The organism is Secundilactobacillus silagei JCM 19001, from assembly GCF_002217945.1.
In the GTDB taxonomy this organism is placed as follows: Bacteria; Bacillota; Bacilli; order Lactobacillales; family Lactobacillaceae; genus Secundilactobacillus; species Secundilactobacillus silagei.
The window spans coordinates 195,210-210,352 of the sequence record NZ_BCMG01000002.1 but is presented as its reverse complement, the minus strand read 5'-3'; the positions used below and the strand labels follow the sequence as shown (position 1 = coordinate 210,352).

Annotated in this window: 20 protein-coding genes; 1 reads left to right on the top strand and 19 read right to left on the bottom strand. The window is 45.0% G+C overall.

Annotated features, from left to right (window positions below):
* Positions 1-162: 162 nt before the first annotated feature.
* From CES79_RS02635 to CES79_RS02570, 14 genes are all read right to left on the bottom strand, one after another.
* Positions 163-1,281 carry a 1-propanol dehydrogenase PduQ gene (locus tag CES79_RS02635; RefSeq protein ID WP_054656308.1) on the bottom strand — a complete coding sequence of 373 codons (1,119 nt, stop codon included), beginning with the start codon at positions 1,279-1,281 and terminating at the stop codon, positions 163-165.
* Positions 1,282-1,608: 327 nt separating this feature from the next.
* Complete coding sequence (locus CES79_RS02630; RefSeq protein WP_089136224.1) at positions 1,609-2,085, bottom strand: GlcG/HbpS family heme-binding protein; 477 nt, start codon at positions 2,083-2,085, stop codon at positions 1,609-1,611.
* Positions 2,086-2,089: 4 nt separating this feature from the next.
* Positions 2,090-2,665 (bottom strand): cob(I)yrinic acid a,c-diamide adenosyltransferase, encoded by a 576-nt coding sequence (locus CES79_RS02625; RefSeq protein ID WP_054656341.1) that lies wholly within the window; start codon positions 2,663-2,665, stop codon positions 2,090-2,092.
* 13 nt (positions 2,666-2,678) lie between these two features.
* Complete coding sequence (locus tag CES79_RS02620) at positions 2,679-2,951, bottom strand: EutN/CcmL family microcompartment protein (protein ID WP_054656307.1); 273 nt, start codon at positions 2,949-2,951, stop codon at positions 2,679-2,681.
* Positions 2,933-3,424 (bottom strand): PduM family microcompartment protein, encoded by a 492-nt coding sequence (gene pduM, locus CES79_RS02615; RefSeq protein WP_089136223.1) that lies wholly within the window; start codon positions 3,422-3,424, stop codon positions 2,933-2,935. The genes CES79_RS02620 and pduM overlap by 19 nt, the downstream gene beginning before the upstream one ends.
* Before the next feature lie 149 nt (positions 3,425-3,573).
* Positions 3,574-3,849: a BMC domain-containing protein gene (locus CES79_RS02610; RefSeq protein ID WP_290123441.1), complete on the bottom strand. Its 276-nt coding sequence runs from the start codon at positions 3,847-3,849 to the stop codon at positions 3,574-3,576.
* A 16-nt stretch (positions 3,850-3,865) separates the two neighbouring features.
* A complete protein-coding gene (locus CES79_RS02605; protein ID WP_054656304.1) occupies positions 3,866-4,384 on the bottom strand; it encodes a BMC domain-containing protein in 519 nt (172 codons plus the stop codon).
* Positions 4,381-4,749 (bottom strand): glycerol dehydratase reactivase beta/small subunit family protein, encoded by a 369-nt coding sequence (locus tag CES79_RS02600; RefSeq protein ID WP_054656340.1) that lies wholly within the window; start codon positions 4,747-4,749, stop codon positions 4,381-4,383. The genes CES79_RS02605 and CES79_RS02600 overlap by 4 nt, the downstream gene beginning before the upstream one ends.
* Entirely contained in the window at positions 4,746-6,581 is a 1,836-nt protein-coding gene (locus CES79_RS02595; protein ID WP_089136222.1) for a diol dehydratase reactivase subunit alpha, read from the bottom strand. The genes CES79_RS02600 and CES79_RS02595 overlap by 4 nt, the downstream gene beginning before the upstream one ends.
* A 15-nt stretch (positions 6,582-6,596) precedes the next feature.
* Positions 6,597-7,127 carry a diol dehydratase small subunit gene (locus CES79_RS02590; protein WP_054656003.1) on the bottom strand — a complete coding sequence of 177 codons (531 nt, stop codon included), beginning with the start codon at positions 7,125-7,127 and terminating at the stop codon, positions 6,597-6,599.
* Positions 7,128-7,138: 11 nt separating this feature from the next.
* Positions 7,139-7,885 (bottom strand): propanediol/glycerol family dehydratase medium subunit, encoded by a 747-nt coding sequence (locus tag CES79_RS02585; protein WP_054656005.1) that lies wholly within the window; start codon positions 7,883-7,885, stop codon positions 7,139-7,141.
* Positions 7,886-7,906: 21 nt separating this feature from the next.
* Complete coding sequence (locus CES79_RS02580; RefSeq protein WP_054656007.1) at positions 7,907-9,583, bottom strand: propanediol/glycerol family dehydratase large subunit; 1,677 nt, start codon at positions 9,581-9,583, stop codon at positions 7,907-7,909.
* Between the two features lie 14 nt (positions 9,584-9,597).
* Positions 9,598-10,314: a propanediol utilization microcompartment protein PduB gene (pduB, locus tag CES79_RS02575; RefSeq protein WP_089136221.1), complete on the bottom strand. Its 717-nt coding sequence runs from the start codon at positions 10,312-10,314 to the stop codon at positions 9,598-9,600.
* A 73-nt stretch (positions 10,315-10,387) separates the two neighbouring features.
* The gene (locus tag CES79_RS02570; protein WP_089136220.1) at positions 10,388-10,684 is read right to left on the bottom strand and encodes a BMC domain-containing protein; all 297 of its coding nucleotides are present in this window, start codon (positions 10,682-10,684) and stop codon (positions 10,388-10,390) included.
* A gap of 325 nt (positions 10,685-11,009) precedes the next feature.
* Here CES79_RS02570 and CES79_RS02565 point away from each other — a divergent pair, with 325 nt between their 5' ends.
* Positions 11,010-11,585 (top strand): cob(I)yrinic acid a,c-diamide adenosyltransferase, encoded by a 576-nt coding sequence (locus tag CES79_RS02565; protein WP_054656011.1) that lies wholly within the window; start codon positions 11,010-11,012, stop codon positions 11,583-11,585.
* Between the two features lie 116 nt (positions 11,586-11,701).
* Here CES79_RS02565 and CES79_RS02560 read toward each other — a convergent pair whose 3' ends face one another.
* From CES79_RS02560 to CES79_RS02540, 5 genes are read right to left on the bottom strand one after another with little or no spacing between them, the layout of a single operon-like run.
* A complete protein-coding gene (locus CES79_RS02560; RefSeq protein WP_054656013.1) occupies positions 11,702-12,265 on the bottom strand; it encodes a histidine phosphatase family protein in 564 nt (187 codons plus the stop codon).
* A complete protein-coding gene (gene cobS, locus CES79_RS02555) occupies positions 12,262-13,038 on the bottom strand; it encodes an adenosylcobinamide-GDP ribazoletransferase (RefSeq protein WP_089136218.1) in 777 nt (258 codons plus the stop codon). The genes CES79_RS02560 and cobS overlap by 4 nt, the downstream gene beginning before the upstream one ends.
* 30 nt (positions 13,039-13,068) lie before the next feature.
* On the bottom strand, positions 13,069-13,818 hold the full coding sequence (locus CES79_RS02550) for a hypothetical protein (RefSeq protein ID WP_225362287.1): 750 nt from the start codon (positions 13,816-13,818) through the stop codon (positions 13,069-13,071).
* Positions 13,802-14,518, bottom strand: a complete 717-nt coding sequence (locus tag CES79_RS02545; protein WP_159459445.1) for a uroporphyrinogen-III synthase — start codon at positions 14,516-14,518, stop codon at positions 13,802-13,804. The genes CES79_RS02550 and CES79_RS02545 overlap by 17 nt, the downstream gene beginning before the upstream one ends.
* Positions 14,519-14,543: 25 nt before the next feature.
* Complete coding sequence (locus tag CES79_RS02540) at positions 14,544-15,134, bottom strand: bifunctional adenosylcobinamide kinase/adenosylcobinamide-phosphate guanylyltransferase (protein WP_054656017.1); 591 nt, start codon at positions 15,132-15,134, stop codon at positions 14,544-14,546.
* Positions 15,135-15,143: the final 9 nt, after the last annotated feature.

The following is a 15,143-nucleotide window of genomic DNA, read 5'->3' as shown; positions in this document are numbered from 1 at the left end:
ATGACTGCAACATGAACCGGAGTGCCATCCGTGCTAATTTTTAGAGTATTTTGGGCATTTTGGTTGATTAACGATAATCCCCAATAGCCTGATTTACGGTATCATCTTGCAAATCAGATTTGAATGCTCACCGAAGCCGGCTGTAAATACCACTAGCTTAGACTAAATAGCGTCCTGGTAAATGGCAGCTAAGTCTTCGTCAGTCGGTACAACAGGATTGCCAGGGAAAGTAGCATCCTTCTTAGCATTTGCAACAATGGTTGCGCACTTCTTATCGGCTTCACTAGGATCAACACCAAATGCAGTCAATGATGCAGGACAGTGCATCTCACGCATCATTTGTTTGATGTAGTTAGTCAAATGGTGAACCGCAATCTTATCGCCCATACCGTGAGCAGCCAAACCAGTCTTACGAGCAACACCGGCGTACTTCTTCAGTGCTTCGGGACTCTTGCTGGCATTGTAGCTGACAACGTAAGGCAACAGAATTGCACATGCTAAGCCATGCGGAACATGGAACTCGGCACCTAATTGGTGAGCAATTGAGTGGCAGATTCCAAGGCCGGCATTATTGAAGGCCAAACCAGCTGCACAAGAAGCTTCATGCACGATCTGACGTTCGTGAACGTCAGTACCATCATTTACACAGCCAACTAAGTGGTGTGCGATGACGTCAATGGCCTTTTCAGACAAGGCTTCAGTGATCACGTTAGCATCACGGGCAACTAATGATTCTAGCCCGTGAGTCATAACATCCAAACCGGAGTAAGCGGACACACTCTTAGGTGCCGTCATAACCAGTTTAGGATCCAAAAGTGCGTAGTCTGGTGTCAGATGATCGTCCAAAATAGGGAATTTACGCCCTGCTTCAGGATCAGAAATGACACTGGTATTAGTAACTTCTGAACCAGTACCACTAGTAGTTGGAATTGCAAAGAAGCACTTAACTTCTTCACCTAAGATCTTTTCACCAAAGAACCGAATGGCTTTAGCAGTATCGATTGCTGAACCACCACCAATGGCTACGATAACCGTTGGCTTAACACCGATATACTGCTTAACACCTTCGATAATATTTGGCAGCGGTGGGTTAGGTTTCACATCTGAAAAGATGGAGACTTCGTTAGAACCGTTAACCTTACCAGTAATTTCCTTAAGGGTTGGTGTATTTGGCAAAAATGCGTCACACACCATAAAAATCTTTTCCTTTGAAATGGTTGACAGTTGATTTAGGCTATCAACGCCGGAAAAAATCTTTGTAGGAACTGAAAATGTTTCCATATCTTATTATGCCTCCCATATACGAGTAAAAATACTTCTGGTGAAGTGAGACAACGCTGACGTGCGTAACAACATCATCACTACTTTTCACCAGTGGGTGCTGCTATTAATACTGACGCACCTAAGCGTGCCCCATTAACAACAGCACCCGTACCAACGTAAGATCATCTAGAATTTTGAGTGGCTAAAACAGTCTCATGAGTTCATCGACAGTCTTGAAGATTTTTCAATCATTATTTGCTGGCTGGCTTCTTATCGCCATCAGTTACGAGATGGGATAATTCCTCAGCCAAGATCTGTTTGATCTGCTCTTCAACTTTGTCCATGCTAACCCAGCCTCTTCATAAAGGAAGCGACCGTGGCTTCACAGATGGCTTCGTCTTCTTCGACTAAGCCGCCACTGACACCAACCGCACCAATGAACTTATCGTTGATCTTCAATGGAATACCGCCTGGGAATGATACTAACTTACCACCCAAGCTGGTTCCCATTTCGTACAATGGGCCACCTGGTTGAATGTCTTTGCTAAAGTCTTTGGTTGGCATCTTCATTGAAAATGCTGACCAAGCCTTCTTAGGAGCCAATTCGCTACTTACCAAGTTGGCATTTGGCATGTGGTAAAGCATCCGCTCTACACGACCTGAGTCGAGAAAGCAGAACGTTACGCCGACACCTAATTCGTTAGCTTTAGCGATCCCATCATTGATGGCATCTTCCATCCGCTTTTTATCGAAAACTGGATCGGCACTTTGATCTTCTGCCAAAATACCCTTAATAATTTCGCCAATGTGTTCTTCATTCATCGTATTATCCCTCTTTACATGCTTTATATCGCTTGAAAACTTCATCTACTAACTCATTAAGTTCGGCCTCATGATCCTCTGACCGCGCCATGATGTAGAAAAAGTCAGACATGCGATTGACGTATCTTTCTAGTTCTGGACGAGTCTTGTTCTCCTTTGAAAAGCGAACAAATTGTCGCTCAGCACGCCGACAGACTGTTCGACAAACGTGAAGCTGAGCACCTGCTAAACTCGTTCCGGGTAAAATGAAGCTGGCAACTTTGGGCAGTTCTGCCGTGTACTGATCAATGACTGACTCAAGATACTTGGTATCCTTATCAGTAATTGACTTACTATTTTGCAAGAACTTCTTCGTATCAGATGTGGCAATTTCACCCTGCAAGAAAAACATCTTATATTCCACTCGTCGTAGAATCTCCTTGTTTTTCTCCGAGACACACATCTTTTCTGCCAAACTAACATTTGCATTTAACTCGTCAAACGAGCCGTAAGTTTCAACTCTAGTAGAACCCTTGTCGACTCTCAGCCCATCATACAGGCTGGTCTGTCCTTTATCGCCACCCTTTGTATAGATAGCCAAGAGATCATCCCTTTCAAGAATCAAATGTATCTATAATTCCAACAATTGCGCAATCAACAACATCGCGTTGCGTGCGTTCACCGACGTTAGCTTTACGGGCACCGGCACCATGTACTAATAGTACGAACTCGCCAACTCCCGCACCAACTGTATCAGCAGCAACTTCCTGAGAACGCGTAGATTTACCTTCAGCATCAATTGGTTGGACAATCATCAGTTTACGACCGACGAGTGATTTATCCTTTTGAGTTGAAACCACGCTGCCAATCACTTTTGCCATATACAATCTACATCATTCCTAACTTGTAATTGAATGTCTTTGAATCTCGCAATTTCTTCTGCATCAGCAGTTAATCTTTGATCTTGTGTCAATACAACGACGGATTTATCAGCAATGTCGGCTACTGCGGCACGTGAGACATAGTGCCGTCTGAATGAATGGACTGGCCGCTTCGCGTCAACCACGAAGAGTACCGGCCAGTCGCGGATCATCTTAACGGGAAGGAACTTGGCAACTTTCGCAGAAACTTCAAAGCGAAAGTTGATATCATATTCAAACCCTTGAGCGATCCACTTTACCCACTCATTTTCGGTGTTCATACTGTATAAATCTTTCAGCAATTGCAATGATATATTCATGATGTCAACGGTTGCATTATTGACAAAAACCTCAGAACCTGGTGCGCTGGAATTATTGAAATAAGTGATTTGAATAGATTGTGTCTGGCGGTCGCGAATCTTTTTAATAACTTTCGCCATTAATTCATCCACTTAATCACCCCACATTCTCATTCGCACACATTCGATGATTTTACCGGCTACGTCTGTACCAACGTTAGCTGCATTGACCTGAGCTGCCTTAACTTCAGCAGTTATGGCCCAATGCTGTTAATGTTTGTTGATAACAATTAAGCCTTTGGTAAAATGTTTTCAACTTCTGCGTGTGGACGAGGGATGACATATGAGCTAACAACTTCACCAATGTTTTCAGCTGCTGCAACACCGGCATCAACTGCGGCTTTAACGGCACCAACATCGCCACGGACCATAACAGTAACTAATCCGCTACCGATCTTTTCTTGGCCGACCATAGTGACGTTAGCAGCTTTAACCATGGCATCTGCACCTTCAATAGAGGCTACTAAACCTTTAGTTTCGATCATTCCTAATGCATTGTTCATAATTTTTTCCTCCAATTTATTATTTGTCGTTATTATTGTTTCTGTTGTTCTTACTGTTGTTTGCTTTATTGTCAGTTGGTTTGTTCCCAGTTGACTTTGTGTTTGGCTTCGAACTTGGCTTAGCATTCTGCCGTGAACTTGGTTTCGTGTTAGTCCTAGTCGTTGTTGATGAAGATCTCGGCCGTGTAGGCGCAACAGACTCAGACTTTTTGGCAGATTTATTAATTGGGTAAGTGGTCTTCTTTGGTTGAGGCTTGGTGTTACCTAAAATGGCATCATCGTCGCCAAGACCTGGAATACCTTCAGCAGGATTAGGAATCACTACTGAGCTAATCACGTGATCACCAGCTGCTTCTTTACCAGCTTCAATTGAGACTTGCACCGCGGCAACATCGCCAGTGATACTGATCATTGACCAGCCACTGCCCATGGCACTTTGAATCGGTTGCAATTCAACATCAGCTGTTTTGAGCATTTTATCCGCTACAAAAATCCCGGTTGTTAAACCCTCAACTTCTAGATATCCTAATGATTTCATTCGGTTTCACTCCCTTTGAACAGTTTAAATGGCGTGCCTTTCACTAATCGAGCAGCGTTAGCGCCCAGTGCGCGAAGTTGAGCATTATTTTGCATTGGGACGGTAAACAACGGTTCGCGTGGCTGCAGGTTTTTATAGTGCAAGACGACTGATTGTGAATCATACGCTATTCCGACTGCCAGTTTAGAATGAAGTGCCGCTTGATAAGCATTGTCAACGTTGTCACCCTCATTAATGACGGCAACGGAGAGGGGGATTTCCTCCTCTTCGACACCGTTTAACAATTCGGACAGGTTAGTCAGATCTTCGTCCTTTTGGGGGACAGCCAAAACAATCGACGGAATATGACTATCAGTTTCGATCATGACTGAGCCCTTCTTTCACGGGCGTAAGAAATAATTAACCCCGTTGCCACAGCGTTTCGTGGCCCTTCAATCGAGCGAATGTTGCCTCGACCGGCAACTAAGCTGTAATGTGATAATTCATCGGTGACAAATTGTGGAATTTCAAAGTCCAATGCTGAACCACCCACAATAACCACGAATGGAATGTCACGAATGTTACCTGTTGGGCTCACGTGCTTCAATGCCCGGATAGCGTTTTCAACGAAGACCCGCTTCTTAGCACTTTGGCGAACCATCTTAATCTGTTCAATATTGAGATTATTCGGAACTGGTGTGAAACCATCAGGCTTAACAACAACAACTTTTGCAAAAATATCAGATGGTAACGGTTTTTCGAAGAATTGAACGGAACCGTCTTCGTGACGAATTTGGAACAAATTCTCCACTTTAGCTAACGGATAGCGTTTAATTTCTTCAGCCAAACTTTCGTCATGCAATCCGAGCTCGGAGTTGATGATCATGGTAACCATGTCACCAGCACCTGCCAGATGAATGGCAACGATGTCATTTTGCTTGTTGATGATCGAAGCATCGGTTGAACCGGCACCTAAATCAAGAATGGCAATTGGCTTAGTCGTCCCTGGGGTAGTCAAAGCACCTTGAATCGCAGCTTCAGCTTCAGCACCGCCAATTTCAACTTGAACACCCATTTGAGCGTGGATCAAGTCCGCAATGCGTTGCATCTGCAGGTGATCTGACTTAACCATCGCAGCGATCCCAACGGCTTGTTCGTTGGAGAATTCACCAGCAAGACCACCCTGAACTTTAACGGGAACGTTGGTATCAACGGCTAATAAATCTTGAATAGCAATTTGCTTATTCTGTTTACCAGTCAGATCCGCCATGGTTTGACGAACCTTTTCAAGCATGCCGCCAACGTTGGTACCAGATTCACCAGTAATATCGGTAATACTGTGAAAATCGCCGACCTTCTTCATGATGGCATCAGCACCACCAGCCACGTCAACGCTTTCACTGCCGGTATCACCTTTGATATTGATACTCCCAGCAGGAATGATTCTCGCTTTAACATCACCTTCAGGCGTCTTAATGACAACCGCAGAACGGTTGCCAATTAAGGCACGTGAGACAGGCACGATATTTTTAGTTTCTTCCGATGTCAGATTAAACAGCGTTGCAATACCGTATGGGTTGGATAGTTGGGAAATGACTCGCCCTTTATCAGCAACTTCAACGGCCGCTAACATGTTAATCGGCACCTTATCGATCAGTGATACTTCATCGACAATCGGAATCCTGTGTTCCAGTCGATTATCAACCAGAACACCATCATCGTTTTGAAGAATTGCCGCCGTAATCTTAAAACCAGAATTAACGTACATATTGATCAGCTTAGCAACATCAGCAAAATCAATGCCACCAGGTACCACCACAATGTATGAACGTTTGTGATCGGCTTGTTTAACCAGATCCAATAGTCCAATGGTATAGCCGGCACCAATGCCGAGGCCGCCTGGAGTATTGGGGTTATGCCCAATCATCGTTGACTCAGTGATAATCGTTTCAGAAATGGTTTCCATCGCCACATCACCAATAACTGGTGTGGCTTCATTTACCCGGATCAGGTCAACATCGTCAATTTCGAACTTCGTGGGTTTCAGCAACCGGCTGATTGATTCTCGAATACCAGTCATATTTTGCTTAGTCCCTTTGATGCCAGTTGTTGCCGCTATCCCTGAACCAATAAAGTTAATTTGGCCATCATCTGAAACTTCGGCTAAGGCAGTTTCCGTCGATGAGTTCCCGATATCTACACCGATAACTCGTTTCATCGCGTCCACTCCTAACTAGTTATCGCCTTTCAGCTTCTTTCTGGTTTCGTAGTTGTCAGCTGCTTCTTTGAACCAGTTTGAACATACTTTGGCGTTGTATTTGTTTAATAATTCATCTGCAATATCCAATAATTCCTGTTTAGTTGACCGGTATGGACGTAAGGCACCGTACATTTCCAGTAAACGAGCATCAGGGATCTTGGTTAATTCAGCGGCCCGTTGCATGTTACGTTGAATAGCAGCACGACCAGCATTCTTAGCGATTTGACCTTGCATCCGTAAAGTATTTGGTGCAATCCGCAGATCCTTTGGTCCGATCTTGTTGTTTAAGACGTTATCAAAGGTAATGTCCTTTAGATCTTCACCTGATGCTGACTTTACTAAGTCTGGGTGCTTCTTATATAGTGGATAGTCGCTGGCATCAAGTTCTTTAGATGGCAGGCTTGAAGTATTATCAGTGTCTGTATTAGATGAACTTGAGCTTTGGTTTACTTGTGCACCGAGTTGACTAGCAACTTTTGCGACTAAATCATCAATCTCACTCATTCTGATACCTCCTAATCAAAGTTAACTTCGATTTCTTCAGCAGGTTTACCAACAACAACCTGTTTCGTCTCTTTAATATGCAACAATGCTGAAATAGCTTGGTAAGCCACACGTGCCATTTGGTCGTTGACCGTTGGTACAGGGCTAGGTGACATACTCTTTGCATATTGAGCAGCGTTCTTACCGATCTGACGGTAAGTATCCAACGTCAAAACTGGAGCTTGTGGGAACAATTCCAAGTTTGACAGTGGGTCTTGGTCCTTTTGGTGAATAACAGTCGTACCCTTTGATTGGATACCAATTGCGATTCCAGAACCAGAAAGCTTATCACCTTCAGCGGCACAGAACGAAACATCAGAAGTCCGGTAGACCTTAATGATACGGGCCTTGAGTCCTTCTTCTTCGATCCCTGCAACAAGCTGACGCAAGATATCTTTATGAGCTAATCCGGTCATGTTCTTGGTTAAGACTTCAGCAAAGGCTGGAGCAACCGCGATGACAACTTCATCTTGAGAGAAGCCTTGTTTAGCGACACCGACATGTTTGAACCAATCTAATTTTTCTTCAGGTACAGCGTGATCCAAAGTTGAACGGTCCTCAGCGGTCTGAGTCCCAGTTGGTGTTCCACCTGCAGTAGCAGTTGCAGAACCCTTGTCGTCTTTAAATGAAATTGGCTTATCAGTTGTTTTAACACCTGATTCGACCAGTACCTGTTTAATAATTCGTTTGAGTAAATCTTCATCAATAGTATTTGACACAGCACTTACCTCCTTAGCTGGCTAGAATTGCATGTGTCCAGGATCCATAGCAAATGGCACATCTTTGATACGTTCCCATTCATCCTTATCGTTTTGTAGACGATATCCAGTACCAGGACCTTGGTAATCATTAGGGTTGTTTACAGCTGAAATGATGTTCCAATTCTTGTCGAAGATGGATGATGTTTGCAGGAAGTCACCGCAAACCTTTTGCTTTTGAAGGTTAAGAACAGCTTGGGCAACGTCTTTGAAGTCTGAGTCATTCAAAGCCTTAACGATATCAATGGCAGTAATACCACGATCAAGCAATTCTTGAGCGGCTTTCATATCTTCAACCATGTTACGATCTGGCATATCCTTTGAACTGTTAGCATAGGTAGCAGCTTCAACTTCTTCATCAGTGATCTTTGGCAGACCTAACTGATCAAAGACAGCTTGGATAGCATGAGCAGCTTTGCTACGGATCTTAATGATATCTTGTTCGTTAACTGGGTGAATACCACCGTTGACAGCTAAATCACGTTCCATGATGTAGTAGTCATCGTAGTCGTAAGCATCAGTGTTAGAACCAGCAAAGGTGTTATCGTAGTTAGGTGTTGATGAGTAACCAGATGAAATGTAGTCAGTACCAGCAACGAATTGACCGATCATACGTTCAGTACGACGCATGTCTGAGTGTGAGAAGGATTGGTCACAGCCAGAAGCACATTCGATATCCATCATCATGCATAAGAGGTTTTCACCTAATACTGAACGGATACCTGAAGGAACGGCACCTGGAATACCAATGCAACTAACACCACCGTTTTGCAGGCCTTGAACACCTGAAGCTTTGGTGATGAAGATGCATCGTGATTCAAGGTAAAGCATTGACTTGCCTTCGGTGTAGCCCATCATAACTTCAGAACCTGAACCGGAAGTGAACCGCATCTTCAAACCACGTGAAGCGTAGCAAGATGCCAAGAATCCTTTAGACCATGGTGTATCATCACCATCGGTAAAGACTTGGTCAGTCCCGTAAACAGAAATGGTTTCAGCGTAAGCAGTGAAGCCTTTCATACCTAAGTTTAATTCGGTAGCTTCCTCAACAGAGCATTGAGATAAGACACCTGGACGACCAGTTTGAGCACCGACTAACAATGAAATGGCGTTGAATGGCGCGTAACGAGCAACCGCAGTGGTGGTTTCAAGTTCAGGGAACCCACGTTGAGCGGCATCGGCAGCATCGGCAGCAATCAAAACTGGGTTATCACGAACGTTGGTAACGTGGGCTTGTGTAGCTGGTGTACGACGAGCACGCATCTTTTGAACGGCCATGATCATTTCACCGAAGTTCAACTTACTAATAACCTCTTCAGCCTTAGCTGGGGTTAATGATAAGGTAACTTTGATAACATCTTTACGTGAGACGTTGGGATCAACTAACATATTAGCAATCTTAGTAGAATCCATGGCCATAACCTTTTCGGCGTTGTCCAAAACGATCCCATATTCAGCAATATATGAATCAATCAAATCAAAGTCTTCGCGCTTCTTACCATCAAGTTCAGTAACTACGCCGTTTTCAATCTTGATACTTGGCTTTGGATCGTTAGGACCCATCATAGCAACTAAACCTTCGCTAGGCCACTCTTTAACAAAACCATCTTGATGAATGGGACGCTTTTCTAGCATTTCAAATCGTTTTTGTCTTTTCAAGATTTTTGCCCTCCCTACTTAATGTAAGATGGAAAATCAGCAACTGGTTGTTTGCCTAATTCAGCTAATAACTTCAGTCCGACTTCACGGCCGGCCATAACAGCTTGACGAACAGCTCCTGAATCACCACTCATGTGAACCATACCTTCATTAGAGAAACTGGTACCATGACCTGGTGAAGCAAATGATAAGACGTCTACTGAAGCCGTCTTGATTGCTGTATCAGCCATGACAACACCAATACCTGAAGGCGCGCCACAAACTAAACCATATGCTTTTCCAACAGGTGCACCAAATGCCAAGTGGCATGCGCCCGCTGCACTAGCAGTAAATTGTAATTCCAAATGTCCTGCTGGTGAGTTATAAACATCACCAAAGTGCTTTGGCAGACCATCCAAAGCAACCTGAATCGCTTGACGGCAATCTGAAGGATCATAGCCACCGATTAAGATCAAAGACCCATGACCGGCACCGCCTTTAGTATCACGAGGCAATTCAATATCAATTACTTCAGTGTTGGTTGCTTTAACGGCATCGTCCATTGAAAGAATCTGTGGACCGGCACCTGAACGAGCACTTAAAATACCAATTACTGAATACTTTTTCGTTAAGGTCAATTTATCCAGTAACATTTGATCAACAGCTGGGATAACCATCCCAATTGTGTCACCAATATGACTTGCACCAACGAACTCAGAAATGGAGCTCGTTGAATTTAGAAAATCATTCATGTCTTCCCTCCTGACTTGTTAAGTAATCTCTATCGCAGTAGCAATAAAGGTTACGTCATTATCGTTCCATTCTCTACTTCTTTTCAGCAGGTGATGGTGTTGTTGGTAAAATCTTTTCAACATCTTGATGTGGGCGAGGGATTACGTAACTCGAAACCACTTCGCCAATATTTTCAGCTGCCGCAACACCTGCTTCTACAGATGCGTTAACGGCGCCAACGTCGCCACGAACCATAATTGTTACCAGCCCGTGTCCAATTTTTTCCTGTCCAACCAAGTTAACGTTTGCAGCTTTAACCATGGCATCGGCAGCTTCGATTGACGCAACTAAACCTTTAGTTTCGATTAATCCAAGAGCTTCTTGTCCCATAATTGTATAGCCTCCTTAAGTTTGTGAACTTGTTCGCTTTCCTAATCTGAAAGCACTTTCATTATATAAAATTTTGCTAGCACTATCTTAGAGAATCCTAGCTTTTTTATGATTGATATGAACATCACAAGGTCACAATATTGATACTTTTTGCATTAAAGTATTATTTTCACAATACAACTTCCCATACTGTCAGGTGTCAAGCCAATTATCAAATTCATGTACACAAGTTGGTTTTCATGGTATTATTTTGCTAATATTCTAATTATTCATTGACTTATATACACATATGTTATAAAAAGTAAGAAAACTTGGAGGTAAACTGATGAAAATATATACGCGACATGGTGACAAAGGTAAAACTCAAATCATTGGTGCATCAATGATTCCTAAGAGTGACAGTCGGGTTGAAGCTTACGGGACCGTCGATGAGCTTAATTCATGGATCGGCTATACTGCTTCGATCTTAACCGGCAAAACACAGGAGATGCGCGCTGAACTAGAAGAAATTCAGCAAATCCTATTTGATATTGGCCGCGACTTAGCGACCATCTCAACGGACAAAAAGCATGAGTACGTATTCACCGATGACCTGTCTGCTAAGCAAACTAAATGGCTGGAAGACATCATTGATAAGTATGTCGCAGCTGCGCCAAAAATCGACCGCTTCATTTTGCCTGGTGGTTCACCGGAAGCATCAGCACTGCACGTGGCGCGAACGATCACCCGTCGTGCAGAACGTCGAATAGTGGCACTGCAAGAACAAGATAGTATTAATTCTAATACGCTGGTATTCATTAATCGCTTGTCCGACTACTTCTTTGCGGCAGCTCGCTACGCTAATGTGAAGAATGATCAAGACGACATTCTGTACCGGAATGGTAATCCAGTGTTCAAATAAGTCGTAAACGGCACAAAAAAGCTTCGTGATGGTTAAAACAAACCATGACGAAGCTTTTTTTGGTTCAATACGCAAATAATGTCATTAAATTGACAGTTTAGTCTTTTTTGTACAAATTAAGCTTTTAGCTGTTCCGTATCAATCAACGTATAGGTTCCCGCATCAAACTGCGGCGTCCAGTAATCCACTTCGGGAAAGAAGAGTTGATTGATAATGCGCAGTGTTCCCCGGTGCGCAACGATGAGCACAGCTTTTTGACTGTGATCATTGATAATTGGTTTGACAGTTTCAATCACTCGCTGTTTAAACGCCATAAACCCTTCTGCCTGCGTTGGCACGACCTTAAAGGGACTGTCGAGCCAGGCCTGCCATTTAACCGGGAATCGTGCCTGGATCTCATTGGCATTCAGGCCTTCCCAAGCCCCAAAGTCCATCTCGTTAAGCCCTGGTTTTCGAATCACCGGAACGGGTGCGTGCTGGTTTAAAATAATCGTTGCCGTTTCCAGTGATCGTTTCAGGCCGCTGATATAAACGGTGGTAAACTGCTTATCAGCCAACTGCTGAGCAACTGAGCGGGCCTGCTTGACCCCCGTTTCATCGATTGAGACGTCTAAAGAACCATAGAATTTTCTTTCACGGTTAAGGGTGGTTTCCCCATGCCGGGTTAAATATAATTTCATCCGAATAGCCCCTGACACTTCAGCTGCAGACCGACATACACCAGTAGAAAGATTGCCTGACTGAGTTCGGCGTAGCAGCCGACCGTGTCGCCGGTCAGCCCGCCGAAAAGCTTATAGAAAAAGTGGCGGTACCCAACCGAAACGATGATCACTGCAGCGTAGCTCACAATGCCACTTAAGCCAAGCAGCCAACCGATGAGCAGCAGCGCAATCACTTGGTTGACGAGCAGTCGCCAGGTTTTAATGCCTTCCCAGATACTAGCGAGCCCACCGCTTTTTCCAGCGTAATGCATGTGGAAGAAAAGCAGTGAGATACCACTTTTAGTGATCATCACACAGATAATGGCTAATTTGGTAATGGCTAAAACATTGGGTTGGCGGTTAATGATCGCAATTCCAGCCCCAATGACGATCAAATAAAAGTAAACTAGCGCCAAGCTGCCCATGGTGCCCAGTCGGCTGTCCTTCATAATGGCTCGCATCTTCTCGACTTTACGAGACGAAAACAGCGCATCCGCGGTGTCCGCTAGGGCATCCAAGTGAAAGCCGCCAGTGATCAGACCGTCACCGATCCAAAAGAGCACCCAGGCAAACCACAGCGGAAAGATCTGAGCCCACACAAAGAACAGTGCGCCTTCAAGCAGCCCCAGTAACACGCCAAAAATAGAAAAGAATTGCATGTTATTTTTAAACTGATCACCGGGATTGTTAATCTCTACCGGAATTGGCAGTCGGGTAAAAAATTGCGCGTACAGTATTAATGCCTTGATCATAGAATAATCCCAGCTTTTTTAAATAGTTATTTAAGCTTTCAAATCAGTGACGTAAACGGCATCGGGAAAGGCGTGAACGAACGCCTCACTGGCGCTTTTCTTAACGCCCACTAGGATAACCGTTGCCGGCCCAGCCGATTGACTGTAGTAGTCATCTGCTAAAGCCTCACGATCATAATTTAGCAGCTGATTTGTCTGCGCCATTTGGCCAACCTCGTAGGCAATGCCCTTGGAGCCCACCGGCAGCATATCGATTACTTCTGGTCGCTGGCGAATACGGCGTACCTCGTCATACGAAACCAGCGTTGCGAGGCTAGTAAGACCAACGCGGGGTTCACCAAACTGATAAACGCTTACGGTCCCATCAGCTTTGCGAGCGACACGTTCATTTTGCGCAATCGCGGTAATCCCCACCGACGTGGTTAAGGTCGCCATGTTGTCTTCGGTACTGCCGTTTATCGGCACGTCTGACAGACCGGCTGAAGCCAGCTCAGCCTTCAACGCTTTGATCACTTGAACGCCAGTTGGATCCATCTCATTGCCTAAGGTGTCCACCACGCAAAGCAGTTTAGCGCCAAAGCAGATCAGTTCCAGTAACACCACTCGTAGCGAGCCGGCAGCCACAACGTTAATCGGTGACGTCACGGCATCGTCTTTCTTAGCACCAATGCCGGCACTGACATCACAGGCGATCACTAAAGAATCGCCCGATGGCAAGTCAATGAGTGTTAAATCTCGGAAGCTATTCATTCCGTTCACCACTTTAAGATTGTTTTTCATCCAAATACATCTGGTGCAGTGACTGAACCAGCACCCCTTGCCGCTTAGCCGGACAGAATGCCGCATTGTGATCAGCCTGAATGACGTTTTGTGTACTTGACCCCAGGGTGTAGTAACGCTGCACGTCAAAGTTTTGCGGCAGCTGGCGCATGATCTGCGTCAACCGCTGATAACTAGACGGGCTAGTTACTAGCACCCGGGTGATCCGATGCTGACCGATCAAAGCCATCACCTGCGCCATCAGGTCAGCATTCCACTCATTTCGATACAGTTGAACCGTCTGAATGTCGGGAAAAATGGTTAGTAAATTATGCTTCACGCTTAAATTACCTCTTAACCAAACGACGTCGTGACCGGGTACCTGTGCCAGTAATGGCTGCAGACCAGCCTGGCTTTCGGTTTCGGCAATTCTGACCCGGTCAAAATGGTGTTGTTTGAGTTGACCTGCCATCTTTTGACTCAGTACCAGAACGGTACCGGTTATCGTAGTCGCCGGAAACTGGTCCAAGAGGCATTTAAGCGCAAACGGACTGGTCACAACGACGTACGGAGCATTTTCAATCAACTGCCGATCTTCGCTAGAAATGGCAACCGCTTGTAAGTGACGTAACGGGATATACAGTGGCTGAGCAACTTGCGCTAATTCACGTTGCGATGCCGCCGGAACCTTTTCTTCAGGATAAGTAATTAAAAAAGCCAATGTTACAACTCTCCTCTCCAGAAGATCACTTCAAACGCTGCGGTAACCCGCTGATCACAAAATAGACGCTGTCAGCCGCCTGTGCCAGCCACTGATTGACCTGGCCATAAAGATCGCGGAGCACCCGCGTCTGCTTAGTTGCCGGCACGATGCCCAAGCCCACTTCATTAGTAACGATAATCATCTTTTGATCCGTTTGCCGGAGGGCGTCAACAATGTGCTGCCATTCAGCGTGCATCCGTTCGGTCACCGCGTTTAATTCATCACGACTCAGCGACTCAATTAAGGCATCCAGTTCAACGTGCTGCTGTTTTGCCCGCGCTATCATGTCATCATAGAACAGATTCGTGATCAGCATCGTGGCATCATCGAGTAAGAACCCATCGAAGCGGTGTGCCGTGATAAAACCTGCCACATCACGGTAGCGTTCCTCCGTGTGCCAAGTATCTGGCCGGCGTCGTTGATGCGTCATAATGCGTAACTTCATTTCCGGATCGGGACGTTTCATCACACCGGTTGCCAAGTAGCAGATATGCTGGCTGGTCGATAATTGCTTTTCGGCAAAGACCGACTTGCCGCTTTTAGCGCCACCCGTAACGACCATTAGCTGTGACATTTATGACCC